The sequence below is a fragment of the Pseudomonas knackmussii B13 genome (assembly GCF_000689415.1).
Taxonomy (GTDB): domain Bacteria; phylum Pseudomonadota; class Gammaproteobacteria; order Pseudomonadales; family Pseudomonadaceae; genus Pseudomonas; species Pseudomonas knackmussii.
Genome location: NZ_HG322950.1, coordinates 2,026,262 through 2,041,458, shown reverse-complemented (window position 1 = coordinate 2,041,458; position 15,197 = coordinate 2,026,262). Strand labels below are relative to the sequence as shown.

Genomic DNA, 15,197 nt, shown 5'->3' with positions numbered 1-15,197 from the left:
CTCAAAAACAGTGTCAAGAAAGCCCCCCGGCTAATGCGTGCTGATTCGCTCCTTGGAATCAGACTCGCGCTTTTCATCCTTTGCAACCATCTCGGGAGCCGCATCGGGCAAGGGCTCCGGCGTGTATTGCAGCGCAATTTGCAGGACCTCGTCAATCCATTTAACCGGTTTAATAACGAGATCTGCCTTAATGTTGTCCGGAATTTCCTTGAGGTCTCGAACATTTTCTTCGGGGATGATCACAGTTTTGATTCCCCCCCGGTGAGCGGCCAGAAGTTTTTCCTTCAGCCCACCAATGGCCAGAACCTGTCCACGAAGGGTGATTTCGCCCGTCATCGCGACATCCGCCCGCACCGGGATCTGAGTGATCGCCGATACCAGAGCAGTGCACATGCCAATGCCTGCGCTCGGACCATCCTTGGGCGTGGCGCCTTCCGGCACATGAATGTGAATGTCGTGTTTCTCGTGGAAATCGGCCGGAATACCCAGGCTTTTCGCACGACTGCGCACGACTGTCAGCGCCGCAGTGATGGACTCTGCCATTACATCACCCAGTGAACCGGTCTTGGTCAGCGAGCCTTTACCCGGAACAATGGCCGACTCGATAGTCAGCAGCTCACCGCCAACTTGTGTCCAGGCCAGACCAGTTACCTGACCGATTTGATCCTGCTGCTCAGCCAGCCCGTAACGGAACTTGCGTACCCCCAGGTAGTTTTCCAGCGTCTCGGTAGACACCCTGGCCTCAATGCGCTTGGCCTTGGCGCCCTCCTTCACCGCCTTGCGGCAGACCTTGGCGATTTGCCGCTCCAGGCTGCGCACGCCCGCCTCGCGGGTGTAGTAGCGAATGATGTCACGGATGGCACCTTCCTCGAAGGAAAGCTCGCCTTTCTTGAGACCATTTGCCGCAGTCTGCTTCGGTACCAGGTACTTCGAGGCGATGTTGACCTTCTCGTCTTCGGTGTAGCCGGGCAGACGAATGACCTCCATGCGATCCAGCAGCGGTGCCGGGATATTCATGGAGTTGGCCGTGCAGAGGAACATCACGTCCGACAGGTCGTAATCCACTTCCAAGTAGTGGTCGTTGAAATTGTGGTTCTGCTCCGGATCTAGAACCTCAAGCAGCGCCGAGGCCGGGTCGCCGCGCATATCGCTGCCCATCTTGTCGATTTCATCGAGCAGGAACAGCGGGTTGCGCACGCCCACCTTGGTCATTTTCTGGATGAGGCGACCAGGCATGGAGCCGATGTAGGTACGACGGTGCCCACGGATCTCAGCCTCGTCACGCACGCCGCCCAAGGCCATACGCACGAACTTGCGATTAGTGGCACGAGCGATGGACTCAGCCAGCGAGGTTTTACCCACACCTGGCGGACCTACGAGGCAGAGAACAGGACCCTTCACCTTTTTCACGCGCTTCTGGACAGCGAGATACTCGAGGATGCGTTCCTTGACCTCGTCCAGGCCGTAGTGATCGGTGTCGAGGATGTCTTCGGCGCGGGCAAGATCATGACGAACCTTGCTCTCGGCCTTCCACGGCACATTCACAAGCCAATCGATGTAGGAGCGCACAACGGTCGCTTCCGCAGACATCGGCGACATCTGTTTAAGTTTGTTCAGCTCGGCGTTGGCCTTAGCCAGCGCCTCCTTGGTCAGACCAGCTGCGTCGATGCGTTTCTTGAGCTCTTCGACCTCATTGTGGCCTTCGTCGATGTCGCCCAGCTCTTTCTGAATGGCCTTCATCTGCTCATTCAGGTAGTACTCGCGCTGGCTGCGCTCCATCTGCTTCTTGACGCGACCACGAATGCGCTTCTCGACTTGCAGCAGATCGATTTCCGCATCCAGCATGGCCAGCACGTGCTCGACACGCGCAGCGAGCTCGGTGATTTCCAGAATCTCCTGCTTCTGCTCGATCTTCAGCGCCATGTGTGCCGCCATGGTATCGACCAGGCGACCAGGCTCATCAATGCTGTTCAGCGACGACAGAACTTCAGCCGGAACCTTCTTGCCCAGCTGCACGTACTGCTCGAACTGGCTCAGCAGGCTGCGGATAAAGACCTCGGACTCGCGCTCGCCCACCGATGCTTCGTCGATGATCGACACTTCAGCGCGGCAATGGGCATCTTCCTCAATGAAACGCTCGACGCGGCCACGCTGCTCGCCCTCGACCAGCACCTTGACCGTGCCGTCGGGCAGCTTAAGCAGTTGCAGGACAGTGGCCACAGTCCCCATGCGGTACAGGCCGTCTTCGCCCGGATCGTCATCGGCGGGGTTCTTCTGCGCCAGCAGAAGAATCTGCTTGTCGCTGGTCATGGCGGCCTCGAGGGCCTCGATGGACTTTTCCCGACCTACGAACAGCGGGATGACCATGTGCGGGTAAACCACTACGTCACGGAGGGGAAGCAGAGGCAACTCGACGAGTGTTTTCATGATATTCGGCTCTACAGCGGCACTTGGCCAAAAAAGATGGGTTAAACCCTTGGACCTAAGATGGGGTTAGGCCCGGGAAAAAACAAGCGCGGTAGACGGGAAAGAAAAAGGGGCCTGACGGCCCCTCTTTTTACGCCTCAGGTGCAGCCTTGGCAGGCTGCTCGCTGTTCTCGTAGATCAGCAGAGGCTGAGAAGATCCATCGATGACGCTTTCATCGATGACCACCTTGCTGACATCGGTCTGCGAGGGGATTTCGTACATGGTGTCGAGCAGAATGCCTTCGAGGATCGAGCGCAGGCCACGAGCACCGGTCTTGCGCTCCAGGGCTTTGCGAGCCACAGCCTTGAGGGCATCCGGACGGAACTCGAGATCCACGCCTTCCATTTCGAAGAGCTTGGCGTACTGCTTGGTAAGGGCGTTCTTCGGCTCGGTGAGGATCTGCATCAGCGCTGCCTCATCAAGCTCCTCGAGGGTGGCGATGATCGGCAGACGACCAACGAACTCCGGAATCAGGCCGAACTTGACCAGATCCTCAGGCTCTACCTCACGCAGTGCATCGCCGACCTTCTTGCCCATATCCGGGCTGCGAACTTCAGCACTGAAGCCAATACCACCCTTGGTCGAACGGTTCTGGATGACCTTCTCCAGACCCGCGAACGCACCACCGCAGATGAACAGGATGTTGCGGGTGTCGACCTGCAGGAATTCCTGCTGCGGATGCTTGCGACCACCTTGCGGCGGAACCGAGGCAACGGTGCCCTCGATGAGTTTCAGCAGGGCCTGCTGTACGCCTTCGCCAGACACGTCACGGGTAATGGACGGGTTGTCTGACTTACGCGAAATCTTGTCGATCTCGTCGATGTAGACAATGCCCATCTGGGCCTTCTCGACATCGTAATCGCACTTCTGCAGCAGCTTCTGGATGATGTTCTCGACGTCCTCACCCACATAACCAGCCTCGGTGAGAGTCGTGGCGTCAGCGATGGTGAAAGGTACGTTGAGCAGGCGTGCGAGCGTTTCGGCGAGCAAGGTCTTGCCCGAGCCGGTCGGCCCGATCAGCAGGATGTTGCTCTTACCCAGCTCGACATCGTCCTTGCGATCGCGCTGATTCAGGCGCTTGTAGTGGTTGTAGACCGCTACCGCCAGAGTTTTCTTCGCACGTTCCTGACCGATCACGTACTGATCGAGGATGGAACGGATCTCTTTCGGCGCCGGAAGCTTGTGCGCACTACTCTCCGCCTGTGCTTCCTGCACCTCCTCGCGGATGATGTCATTGCACAGGTCAACGCACTCGTCGCAGATAAAGACCGAGGGGCCGGCAATCAACTTGCGCACTTCGTGCTGGCTCTTGCCGCAGAAGGAGCAATACAGCAGCTTGCCGTTGTCCTCGCCGTTGCGGGTATCAGTCATTAGATCGTTCCAGTCGGATAAGCTTGAAACACAAGATGAAGGCAAATGCGGGCATTTTCAAGCCCGCGAAGCGGCCGGTTTCCCGGCCGCTGCATCAACGGCGGGGGCTCAGGCAGCAGAGGGACGCTGAGTGAAAACCTGATCGATCAGACCGTATTGCACCGCTTCCTCGCCACTCATGAAGCGGTCACGGTCGGTGTCACGGGCAATCACATCGAGCGGCTGGCCGGTGTGGTGCGCCAGCACCTGATTCAGACGCTCCTTGATGAAGAGGATTTCCTTGGCATGGATCTCGATATCCGAGGCCTGACCTTGGAACCCACCCAGAGGCTGGTGGATCATCATCCGCGAATGTGGCAGGCAGTAACGCTTGCCAGCAGCACCGCCGGCGAGCAGCAGCGCGCCCATGCTGCAGGCCTGACCGACGCAGATGGTCGACACGTCCGGCTTGATGAACTGCATGGTGTCGTAGATGGACATACCAGCAGTTACCGAACCGCCTGGCGAGTTGATGTACAGATGGATGTCCTTGTCCGGGTTCTCGGCCTCGAGGAACAGCAACTGGGCAACCACCAGGTTGGCCATGTAGTCCTCGACCTGACCGACCAGGAAGATGATTCGCTCCTTGAGCAGGCGCGAATAGATGTCGTAGGAACGCTCACCGCGTGCGGATTGCTCCACCACCATCGGCACCAGACCACCAGCGGCCTGGATGTTCGGAACTTGCGGCATGTAAGAATTGGGCATGTCCGACGATCACTCCCTATTGAAATAGACATATCTCAAAGACGCATAAGCCAGCCCGAAGGCTGGCTTATGACGATCAAACGAAGTACCGCTGAGATCAGGCTGCTTGTTGAGCTTCAGCAGGCTTGACCGCGTCTTCGTAAGATACCTGCTTATCGGTCACTTTGGCCTTCTGCAGGACAGTATCTACAACTTGCTCTTCCAGTACAACCGAGCGCACCTCGTTCAGTTGCTGGTCATTTTTGTAATACCAGGCAACAACTTGCTCGGGTTCCTGGTAGGCAGAAGCCATGTCTTCGATCATTTCGCGAACACGGGCTTCGTCAGCCTTCAATTCATGCTGCTTGACCAGTTCTGCAACGATCAGGCCCAGCACTACGCGGCGCTTAGCCTGCTCTTCGAACAGCTCTGCCGGCAGTTGCTCGGGCTTGATGTTGCCACCGAACTGCTGGACAGCCTGCACGCGCAGACGGTTCACTTCGTTGCTGATCAGGGCCTTCGGCACTTCGATCGGGTTGCTGGCAACCAGACCTTCCATTACTTGGTTCTTGACCTTGGATTTGATCGCCTGACGCAGCTCACGCTCCATGTTCTTGCGAACTTCGGTGCGGAAACCTTCCAGGGTGCTTTCCTTGATGCCGAACAGGGCGAAGAAGGCCTCGTTCAGCTCAGGCAGCTTGGGTTCGCTGACGCTGTTCACGGTAACGGTGAACTCTGCGGCCTTGTTGGCCAGATCCAGGTTCTGGTAATTCTCGGGGAAGGTGAGGCTGAGCACGCGCTCTTCACCAGCCTTGGCACCGACCAGGCCTTCTTCGAAGCCCGGGATCATGCGACCAGAGCCCAGCACCAGCAGGGTGCCCTTGGCCGAACCGCCAGCGAAGGCTTCGCCGTCGATCTTGCCGACGAAATCGATATTCACTTGGTCGTCATTCTGCGCAGCGCGCTCGACAGCCTCGAAACGGGTGTTCTGCTTGCGCAGGATTTCCAGCATGTTGTCGACATCGGTGTCGGCTACGTCAGCCTGCAGACGCTCGATTTCGATGCCGTCGAAGCCGGCAACCTGGAATTCCGGGAAGACTTCGAAGGTCGCAATGTATTCCAGGCCCTTTTCCTTCTCGAACAATTTCGGCTCGACGGACGGAGCGCCAGCCGGGTTCAGCTTCTGCTCGACCACGGCTTCGTAGAAGGTTTCCTGGATCAGGTCACCGAGGGCTTCCTGACGAGCGGCGGCTTCGTAGCGCTGACGGATCACGCTCATCGGCACCTTGCCGGGACGGAAGCCAGGAACCTTGGCGCGACGAGCGGTCTGCTGCAGACGCTTGTTGACTTCGGTCTCGATACGCTCGGCCGGCACGCCAACGGTCATGCGGCGCTCAAGAGCGGAGGTGCTTTCTACGGAAACTTGCATGGATATTCCTCGTGGCACAGACGTAAGCCGGTCCTTCCGGCTCCCAGATCAAGGGCAAGCATTCTAGTCACAAGAAATGCAGAAGTCACCCTGCTGGAAGCAGCAGAAATTCACGGATGCGAGAGCTTCTGAATAAAGAGAAAGATGGTGCGGACGGAGAGACTCGAACTCTCACAGCTTGCGCCACCGGAACCTAAATCCGGCGTGTCTACCAATTTCACCACGTCCGCAGGGTACCGCAGAAACGAAAACGCCAGGCTATAGGCCTGGCGCTTCGGAATATGGGGTGGACGATGGGAATCGAACCCACGACACCAGGAGCCACAATCCTGTGCTCTACCAACTGAGCTACGCCCACCATATTACATGCTTGTTACCGAACGCCATTATGGCGCACCCGGCAGGACTCGAACCTGCGACCATCCGCTTAGAAGGCGGATGCTCTATCCAGCTGAGCTACGGGCGCTTTAGTGGCTGCAACCCTTGCTAAGCAGATCAGTGGAAACCACTGAACCGGTTTGCACTGCCTTCTGTTCTTGCTTCAGGCTGTGCTCGGCAAGCGGGGCGCATGTTATCGATGAGCCCTAACCTCGTCAACGGTTTTTTTAAAAAAATTTCAAAGAGATAAAGGAGTTACGGCAAATCAGGGGGTCGCCGCCTTTGCCTTATGAGGAGGGCGTGCGAAAATGCGCGTCCTTTTTTCTCCCGACTCTATGGTTGCTCTTCCGACATGACTGCAAAACTGATCGACGGCAAAGCGATCGCCGCCAGCCTCCGCCAGCAGATAGCCCAACGCGTCGCCGAGCGCCGCCAGCAAGGTCTGCGCGTCCCCGGCCTGGCAGTGATCCTGGTTGGCAGCGACCCCGCCTCCCAGGTCTACGTCGCACACAAGCGCAAGGACTGCGAAGAAGTCGGCTTCCTGTCCCAGGCCTATGACCTGCCGGAAAGCACCTCCCAGGAAGAACTGCTTGCTCTGATCGACAGCCTGAATGCCAACCCGACAATCGACGGCATCCTGGTTCAGTTGCCCCTCCCCGCCCACCTCGATGCTTCGCAACTGCTCGAGCGCATCGCGCCGGACAAGGACGTGGACGGCTTCCACCCCTTCAACGTCGGCCGCCTGGCTCAGCGCATCCCGCTGCTTCGCCCCTGCACCCCGAAAGGCATCATGACCCTGCTGCAAAGCACTGGCACCGATCTGTACGGTCTGGACGCAGTCGTCGTGGGCGCCTCGAATATCGTTGGCCGCCCGATGGCGCTGGAGCTGCTGCTGGCCGGCTGCACCGTAACCGTGACCCATCGTTTCACCCGCGACCTGGCCGAGCACGTGCGTCGGGCCGATCTGGTCGTAGTGGCCGCCGGCAAGCCGGGCCTGGTCAAGGGCGAATGGATCAAGGAAGGCGCCATCGTCATCGACGTGGGCATCAACCGTCAGACCGATGGCAAGCTGGTGGGTGACGTGGAATACGAAGTAGCCGCCGAACGCGCCAGCTGGATCACTCCGGTACCGGGCGGCGTTGGCCCCATGACCCGCGCCTGCCTACTGGAAAATACCCTGTACGCTGCGGAAGAGCTGCACAAGTAAGCGCTCCCGCGAATGAAAATGGGCCGCATCACAGGCCGTGTGAAAACACGCTGTGAGCAAGGCAAAACAAACGCCCCGACTGGTTCGGGGCGTTTGCTTTTCGGAGGGATCAGCCCATCAACTCGATCACGCGGACCAGATGTTCTTCAGGGACCAACTCATCCAGCGACACCGGAAACAAGCTGCCCTGACCACGCCCTTCACCGCGGATATAGCCCATGAACGACAATGCCCGTATCGATCGATACGGGCATTGTCGTTCATGGGCTATATTCACAGGGTCTGATCAGCGGCCCTTTTTCAACACTTACTCGGCGAGACGCCAGGTAGTGCCACCCTTTCCGTCCTCGAGAACCACACCCATGGCAGTAAGCTCGTCGCGAATACGGTCGGACTCGGCCCAGTTCTTCGCCGCGCGAGCTTCCAGGCGCGCCTGGATCAGCGCTTCTACCTGAGCGGCATCGACCTTGCCGGCAGCACCTGCCTGAAGGAAGACGTCCGGCTCCAACTGCAACACACCGAGCAGACCGGCCAACTCCTTGAGTTTGGCCGCCAGGGCCGCAGCGGCCTGGAGGTCAGACTCGCGCAGACGGTTCACTTCGCGGGCCATCTCGAACAGCACGGCGACGGCCTCCGGCGTATTGAAGTCGTCGTCCATGGCTGCAGCGAATCGCTCAGCGAAGGCGTCACCACCAGCAGCCGACGCTTTCGGCAGGCCACGCAGCGCGGTGTAGAAACGCTCCAGCGCGCCCTTGGCTTCCTTGAGGTTGTCCTCGGAATAGTTGATCGGGCTGCGGTAGTGGCTGGAAACCAGCAGGAAGCGCACAACCTCCGGGTGGTACTTCTCCAGCACCTCACGGATGGTGAAGAAGTTGCCCAGGGACTTGGACATCTTCTCGCCATCGACGCGCACCGCGCCGGCGTGCATCCAGGTCGCCGCGTAGAGCTTGCCGGTGGCCGCCTCGCTCTGCGCGATCTCGTTCTCATGGTGCGGGAACACCAGGTCCGGACCGCCGCCGTGAATGTCGAAGGTCTCGCCCAGGCAGCAGGTGGACATCACCGAGCATTCGATGTGCCAGCCCGGACGCCCGGCGCCCCAGGGCGATTCCCAGCTCGGCTCGCCCGGCTTGGCGCCTTTCCAGAGCACGAAGTCCAGCGGATCTTCCTTGGACTCGTCGACTTCGATGCGCGCACCGATGCGCAAGTCTTCGATCTTCTTGCGCGACAGCTTGCCGTAGCCGACGAACTTGCCGACGCGATAGTAGACGTCGCCATTGCCCGGCGCGTAGGCGAAGCCTTTGTCGATCAGGGTCTGGATCATCGCGTGCATGCCGGCGATGTGGCCGGTGGCGCGCGGCTCGATGTCCGGACGCAGTACCGACAGGCGCGCCTCGTCTTCGTGCATCGCGGCGATCATGCGAGCGGTCAGGTCCTCGAAGGATTCGCCGTTTTCCTGGGCGCGACGGATGATCTTGTCGTCGATATCGGTGATGTTGCGCACGTAGGTCAGGTCATAGCCGCGCTGGCGCAACCAACGGGCAATGACGTCGAAGGCAACCATGACGCGGGCGTGGCCGATGTGGCAGAAGTCGTACACGGTCATGCCGCATACGTACATGCGCACCTGGTTACCGACCAGCGGCTGGAAAGGCTCTTTGACCTTGCTCAGGGTGTTGTAGACGGAAAGCGCCATTTACTGCCCCCAGGAATCGCGCAGGGTGACGGTGCGGTTGAACACCAGGGCGCCCGGCTTGGAGTCCTTCGAATCGGCGCAGAAGTAGCCTTCGCGCTCGAACTGGAAGCGATCTTCCGGCGTGGCGTCGGCCAGCGACGGCTCGGCACGGCAACCCTTGAGCACTGTCAGCGACTCGGGGTTGATGTTGTCGAGGAAGCTGCCGCCCTCCTCCGATTTCTCCGGGTTGGCCGACTTGAACAGGCGATCGTACAGACGCACTTCGCACTCGACGCTCTCTGCAGCCGGCACCCAGTGGATAACGCCCTTGACCTTGCGGCCTTCGGGGTTCTTGCCGAGGGTGTTTTCGTCGTAGCTGCAGCGCAGCTCAACGATGTTGCCGGCGGCGTCCTTGATGGCTTCGTCGGCGCGGATCACGTAGCTGCCGCGCAGGCGCACTTCGCCGCCCGGGATCAGGCGCTTGTAGCCGGCCGGCGGGACTTCTTCGAAATCGCCCGCGTCGATGTAGATCTCGCGGCTGAACGGCAGCACGCGCACGCCCATGTCCTGCTTCGGATGGCGCGCCAGCTCGAGGTTCTCGACCTTGCCTTCCGGGTAGTTAGTGATGACCACCTTCAGCGGCTTGAGCACGCACATGGCGCGTTCGGCGTTGGCGTCGAGGTCGTCACGAATGGCGAATTCGAGCATGCCGATGTCGACCACACCGCCGGCGCGGTTCACGCCGATCATGTCGCAGAAGGTGCGGATCGAAGCCGGGGTGTAGCCACGGCGGCGGTAGCCGGACAGGGTCGACATGCGCGGATCGTCCCAGCCGTCGACGTGATTCTCGTCCACCAGTTGCTTGAGCTTGCGCTTGCTGGTGATGGTGTAGTTCAGGTTCAGGCGGGCGAATTCGTACTGGCGCGGCTGCGCCGGCACCGGCAGGTTGGCCAGGAACCACTCATACAGCGGGCGATGGTCCTCGAACTCCAGGGTGCAGATGGAGTGGGTGATGCCCTCGATGGCATCCGACTGGCCGTGGGTGAAGTCGTAGCTCGGGTAGATGCACCACTTGTCGCCGGTCTGGTGGTGATGGGCGTGGCGGATGCGGTAGAGGATCGGGTCGCGCAGGTTGATGTTCGGCGAGGCCATGTCGATCTTCGCGCGCAGCGAACGCGCGCCGTCCGGGAACTCGCCGGCCTTCATGCGGGCGAACAGGTCCAGGTTCTCTTCCACCGAGCGATCACGGAAGGGGCTGTTCTTGCCCGGCTCGGTCAGGCTACCGCGGTATTCGCGCATTTCCTCGGCGTTGAGGTCGCAGACGAAGGCCTTGCCGGCCTTGATCAGGTCGACGGCCCAGGCATGCAGCTGGTCGAAATAGTTGGAGGCATAGCGCACCTCACCCGCCCAGTCGAAGCCCAGCCACTTAACGTCAGCCTCGATGGCGTCGATGTATTCCTGGTCTTCCTTCGCCGGATTGGTGTCGTCGAAGCGCAGGTGGCAGTCACCGCCGAACTCCTTGGCCAGGCCGAAGTTCAGGCAGATCGACTTGGCGTGACCGATGTGCAGGTAGCCGTTGGGCTCCGGCGGAAAGCGGGTGACGATCTTCTGGTGCTTGCCGCTCTCGAGGTCGGCCTGGACGATGGGGCGCAGGAAGTTGGCGGCGACAGTGGCTTCTTTCGAATCGGCGGTGGGCTTGCTCATGGTGTCCTTGATCGTTACTGACGTTCGGCCAGGGTAGGCCGGCCAAACCAAAGCGCTTATCATAGCCGAAGCTGTCAACCCCCTGACAGGCCTTCGATTTTCCCGACAGAGCGGAATTCCCTCATGATCAAGCTGCACACCAACCACGGCGTCATCACCCTGGAACTCTTCGAAGACAAGGCCCCGGAAACCGCGGCCAACTTCAAGGAGTACGTGAAGAGCGGTCATTACGACAACACCGTATTCCACCGCGTGATCAACAACTTCATGATCCAGGGCGGCGGTTTCGAGCCAGGCATGAAGCAGAAGAGCACCCGCGCACCGATCAAGAACGAAGCCAACAACGGCGTCGCCAACAAGATCGGCACCGTCGCCATGGCCCGCACCATGGAACCGCATTCGGCCAGCGCGCAGTTCTTCATCAACGTCGCCGACAACGATTTCCTCAACCACAGCGCGCCGACCGTGCAGGGCTGGGGCTACTGCGTGTTCGGCCAGGTGGTCGACGGCATGGACGTGGTCAACAAGATCAAGGCCGTGCCGACCACCATGCGCGCCGGTCACCAGGACGTGCCGAGCGACGACGTGATCATCGAGAAAGCCGAGATCGTCGGCGAGTGAGTCGATGAGCGTCCTGTTCATCTCGGACCTGCATCTCGAAGCGGAACGCCCGGACATTACCCGGGCGTTCTTGCATTTCCTCCGCACCCGCGCACGCCAGGCCGAGGCGCTCTACATACTGGGCGACTTCTTCGAAGCCTGGATCGGCGACGACGGCATGGACGAGTTCCAGCACGCCATCGCCCGCGCCTTGCGCGAGCTGTCCGATGCAGGGACACGCATCTACCTGATGCATGGCAACCGCGACTTCCTGATCGGCAAGGCCTTCTGCCGTGAGGCCGGCTGCACCCTCCTCCGCGACCCCAGCGTCGTCGCGCTCAATGGCGAAAAGGTGCTGCTGATGCACGGCGACAGCCTGTGCACCCTGGATGTCGGCTACATGAAGCTGCGCCGCTGGCTGCGCAATCCGTTCTCGCTGTTCATCCTGCGCAATCTGCCGCTAGCGAAGCGCCATCAGCTGGCGCGCAAGCTACGCAAGGAAAGCCGTGCGCAAACGCGCATGAAAGCCAGCGAAATTGTCGACGTGACCCCGGAAGAGGTGCTGAAGGTCATGCGCGAGCATGGCGTGCAAACCCTCATCCACGGGCATACCCACCGCCCGGCCATCCATGACTTGCAACTCGACGGCAAGCCCGCGCGCCGCATCGTCCTGGGCGACTGGGACCGCCAGGGCTGGGCCCTGCAGGCGGACGCCGATGGCCTGCAGCAGGCGCCCTTCAGCCTCGAGCCAGAGCCTTCCGGCTCCTGATCCAGGTCAGCCTCCCCCCCGGGCCGGCAGCTAAGCTGAATCTATCGTCATCGGCAAAGCCCGGGGAATCCTCCATGAAAGCGCACCTCCTACTCGCCGCCTGCCTGCTGGCGCTGAGCGCCTGCTCCAGCCACTACATCATCACCACCGCCGACGGCCAGATGATCACCACCGACAACAAGCCGCGCGTGGACAAGGACAGCGGGATGGTGCGGTTCGAGGACTCCGAGGGCAAAGAGCAGATGATTCCGCAGACGCAGATTCGCCAGATCATCGAACGCTAGGGCGTACAACGAAAAAGCCGCCGAATCCGGCGGCTTTTCCTTGGGCTCAGGCGGCGCTGGGCACGCCACTGTGGAAGCGGAACTCTTCGTCTGGCGAGCTGATCAGCTGCGCCTCGATCTCACGAATGTGCGCTACGCGCTTTTCGATGTCGGCTTCATCGCCGTAACGCCGTGCCAACCCCAGGTAACCCTGGAAGTGCCGTGCCTCGGACTTGAGCAACGACCCGTAGAACTTCGCCAGGTCCGCATCCAGGTGATCGACCAGCGCGGCGAAGCGCTCGCAGCTGCGGCACTCGATGAAGGCGCCGACGATCAGCGTATCGATCAGCTTGTGCGGCTCGTGGTTGCGCACCGCCGCGCGCAGGCCCGAGGCGTAGCGACTGGCGGAGATCGGGCGCAGGCCGATGCCGCGCTTCTTCAGGATCGCCAGCACCTGCTCGTGGTGGCGCAGCTCCTCGCGCGCCAGGCGCGACATGAAGTTCACCAGTTCCTCGTGGGTGCTGTACTTGGCGATCAGTGCAAGCGCCGTGCTGGCGGCCTTGAACTCGTTGTTCTTGTGGTCGATCAGCAGAACCTCCTGGTCCCGCAACGCGGCCTCGACCCAGGCGTCGGGGGTGGCGCAACCAAGAAACTCGCGGATTTCGGACAACATGAGAGGCTCCACTGGATCATCGGCAGGCGCTGCGATGAATGCGCCGGCAGCCAAAAGGCGGAGCATTATACGAATGCACCCGCGCACAGCCAGTTCTACCTTTGATGTGCCTCAAGATCCGCATGATCGGAACACGTCTACAGTTCTGCTAAAGCAAGACCAACAGCCCAGGGAGACGACCATGCAAGCCATCCGCAGCATTCTCGTAGTAGTGGACCCCGTACAGCCGGACGGTCCGGCGCTCAAACGCGCCCGGCTGATCGCCAGCGTGACCCAGTCCCACCTGCACCTGCTGGCCTGCCAAAAGGGCGACGACCTGCTCACATCGCTCGAGGACCTCGCCGCAGAGCTGCGCGAGGAGGGTTACAGCAGCAGTTGCCGGCAGGCCTGGCACGACAGCCTGCAGGGCACCATCATCGCCGAGCAGCAGGCCGAGGGCTGCGGCTTGGTGGTCAAGCAGCACCTGCCCGACAGCCCGCTGAAGAAGGCCCTGCTCACCCCCGACGACTGGAAGCTGCTACGCCACTGCCCTGCGCCGGTTCTTCTGGTGAAAAACACCCTGCCCTGGGCGGGGCGCAACATCCTCGCCGCGGTCGACGTCGGCAACAGCGATATCGAGCATCGCTCGCTGCACGCCAGCATCGTCAGCCATGCCTACGACATAGCCGGACTGACCCACGGCCAGTTGCACGTGATCAGCGCACACCCCTCGCCAATGCTTTCGGCCGCCGACCCGACCTTCCAGCTCAGTGAAACCATCGAGGCGCGCTACCGCGAAGCCTGCAAGGCGTTCCAGGCCGAGTACGGGGTCGACGACGAACATCTGCATATAGAGGAAGGGCCGGCCGACGTGCTGATCCCACGCACCGCGCACCAGCTGGAAGCCGCGGTTACGGTCATCGGCACGGTGGCGCGCAGCGGGTTCTCCGGCGCCCTGATCGGGAACACCGCCGAGGTGGTGCTGGATGCCCTCGAAAGCGACGTGCTGGTGCTCAAGCCGGACGACATCGTCGCCCATCTCGAAGAGTTGGCCGCAAAAGTCTGAGCGCAATAGATCCCGCCCAACGGCCTGCGCTGTGCAGGCCGTTGCTTTTTCAGACGCGCAGGTCCATCCCCTCGCGCAGGAAGCGCGGCGCTATGTAGCGCTCGTAATGGGCCTCGGAAAGCAGGAAGAACTCCCGGTCGATGGCATCGCGCAAATCCGGCAGCGGCCAGTCGCGGAATTCCGGCAGCAACGCCACACCATAGGCCTCGAGGTTCTGGATCAGCCGCGAACCCCGGGCGATCAACTGGTAGGCCCAGCAATACGGCGACTGCTCGGCGTTGAAGCGGATCTGCCGTTGCTCCAACTGGCCGCGCAGACGCAGCGGCTCGAAGACTTCGAGCTTGGCCATCATCACTTGCACCAGCAGCACCTCAAGGCGCTTCCACACCGCGCGCTTCTCGTCGTCGCCGTAAAGGTTCCAGTTCACGACCTCGTGGTGGAAACGCTTGCAACCGCGGCACACGAGATCGCCGTAGACCGTGGAACACAGGCCGACGCAGGGAGTCTTGATTCGCTGGATGGACATGGGGCTGGAGCAATTCGGGCAAAGCGGCATCTTAGGGTCGAGTGCGCTGCATCGCAAACCGCTGCGGTGCGACCGATGGGTCAGGAAGCGTTCGCAAGGCTCGGCTGATGGCCCTTTCCGCCGACCTCGCACACCGGCCGGACAAATACTGATTCCGACGAAAGGCACGTGGCCGTCATCCTTTTGTCTAGGCGAAATCAGCCTTTGCGAAGCCGGATTGCCGCTTACTTTCGCTGGTGAATTCCAGTAGAATCGGCCCGCCTTTCACAAGGCGCAATGTCCGTTAGAAGCTGTTTTCAAAGCGTCACGAAGCACAGATTCCGGCAGCCGCGCGGGCTGGTCGCTCCCCTCAAGCGTTCAGCCCCTC

At 60.8% G+C, this 15,197-nt stretch carries 13 protein-coding genes and 3 tRNA genes; 5 read left to right on the top strand and 11 right to left on the bottom strand.

Annotated features, from left to right (window positions below):
- Positions 1-30: 30 nt before the first annotated feature.
- From lon to PKB_RS09755, 7 genes are all read right to left on the bottom strand, one after another.
- Positions 31-2,427 (bottom strand): endopeptidase La, encoded by a 2,397-nt coding sequence (gene lon, locus PKB_RS09785; protein WP_043251236.1) that lies wholly within the window; start codon positions 2,425-2,427, stop codon positions 31-33.
- 130 nt (positions 2,428-2,557) lie between these two features.
- Positions 2,558-3,838, bottom strand: coding sequence for an ATP-dependent Clp protease ATP-binding subunit ClpX (gene clpX / locus PKB_RS09780; protein WP_043251235.1), 1,281 nt, complete (start codon positions 3,836-3,838; stop codon positions 2,558-2,560).
- A gap of 108 nt (positions 3,839-3,946) precedes the next feature.
- Entirely contained in the window at positions 3,947-4,585 is a 639-nt protein-coding gene (clpP, locus tag PKB_RS09775; RefSeq protein ID WP_043251234.1) for an ATP-dependent Clp endopeptidase proteolytic subunit ClpP, read from the bottom strand.
- Between the two features lie 97 nt (positions 4,586-4,682).
- Positions 4,683-5,993: a trigger factor gene (gene tig / locus PKB_RS09770; protein WP_043251233.1), complete on the bottom strand. Its 1,311-nt coding sequence runs from the start codon at positions 5,991-5,993 to the stop codon at positions 4,683-4,685.
- A 145-nt stretch (positions 5,994-6,138) separates the two neighbouring features.
- Positions 6,139-6,223: transfer RNA gene (locus tag PKB_RS09765), tRNA-Leu, on the bottom strand.
- A gap of 52 nt (positions 6,224-6,275) precedes the next feature.
- Positions 6,276-6,351 (bottom strand) — tRNA-His (locus PKB_RS09760).
- Between the two features lie 31 nt (positions 6,352-6,382).
- Positions 6,383-6,459 (bottom strand) — tRNA-Arg (locus tag PKB_RS09755).
- Positions 6,460-6,723: 264 nt separating this feature from the next.
- Between PKB_RS09755 and folD the strand changes: the two genes are divergently transcribed.
- On the top strand, positions 6,724-7,578 hold the full coding sequence (folD, locus tag PKB_RS09750) for a bifunctional methylenetetrahydrofolate dehydrogenase/methenyltetrahydrofolate cyclohydrolase FolD (RefSeq protein ID WP_043251232.1): 855 nt from the start codon (positions 6,724-6,726) through the stop codon (positions 7,576-7,578).
- A 307-nt stretch (positions 7,579-7,885) separates the two neighbouring features.
- On the opposite strand, the gene cysS is transcribed toward folD, so the two are convergent.
- Positions 7,886-9,271 (bottom strand): cysteine--tRNA ligase, encoded by a 1,386-nt coding sequence (cysS, locus tag PKB_RS09745; RefSeq protein WP_043251229.1) that lies wholly within the window; start codon positions 9,269-9,271, stop codon positions 7,886-7,888.
- Positions 9,272-10,954, bottom strand: a complete 1,683-nt coding sequence (locus PKB_RS09740; RefSeq protein ID WP_043251226.1) for a glutamine--tRNA ligase/YqeY domain fusion protein — start codon at positions 10,952-10,954, stop codon at positions 9,272-9,274. It abuts the gene before it with no gap.
- A gap of 123 nt (positions 10,955-11,077) precedes the next feature.
- Here PKB_RS09740 and PKB_RS09735 point away from each other — a divergent pair, with 123 nt between their 5' ends.
- The 3 genes from PKB_RS09735 (at position 11,078) to PKB_RS09725 (ending at position 12,607) form a co-directional block, all read left to right on the top strand.
- Positions 11,078-11,575 (top strand): peptidylprolyl isomerase, encoded by a 498-nt coding sequence (locus PKB_RS09735; protein WP_043251221.1) that lies wholly within the window; start codon positions 11,078-11,080, stop codon positions 11,573-11,575.
- Between the two features lie 4 nt (positions 11,576-11,579).
- Positions 11,580-12,323, top strand: a complete 744-nt coding sequence (gene lpxH / locus PKB_RS09730; protein ID WP_043251219.1) for a UDP-2,3-diacylglucosamine diphosphatase — start codon at positions 11,580-11,582, stop codon at positions 12,321-12,323.
- 74 nt (positions 12,324-12,397) lie between these two features.
- Positions 12,398-12,607, top strand: coding sequence for a YgdI/YgdR family lipoprotein (locus tag PKB_RS09725; protein ID WP_043251217.1), 210 nt, complete (start codon positions 12,398-12,400; stop codon positions 12,605-12,607).
- A gap of 46 nt (positions 12,608-12,653) precedes the next feature.
- Here the strand turns inward: PKB_RS09725 and PKB_RS09720 are convergent, their stop codons facing one another.
- Positions 12,654-13,259: a MiaE family protein gene (locus PKB_RS09720; RefSeq protein ID WP_043251216.1), complete on the bottom strand. Its 606-nt coding sequence runs from the start codon at positions 13,257-13,259 to the stop codon at positions 12,654-12,656.
- Between the two features lie 181 nt (positions 13,260-13,440).
- On the opposite strand from PKB_RS09720, the gene PKB_RS09715 reads away from it, so the two are divergent.
- Positions 13,441-14,304, top strand: a complete 864-nt coding sequence (locus tag PKB_RS09715; RefSeq protein ID WP_043251213.1) for a universal stress protein — start codon at positions 13,441-13,443, stop codon at positions 14,302-14,304.
- Between the two features lie 49 nt (positions 14,305-14,353).
- Here PKB_RS09715 and PKB_RS09710 read toward each other — a convergent pair whose 3' ends face one another.
- Positions 14,354-14,830 carry a DUF1289 domain-containing protein gene (locus PKB_RS09710; RefSeq protein WP_043251211.1) on the bottom strand — a complete coding sequence of 159 codons (477 nt, stop codon included), beginning with the start codon at positions 14,828-14,830 and terminating at the stop codon, positions 14,354-14,356.
- Between the last annotated feature and the right edge of the window lie 367 nt (positions 14,831-15,197).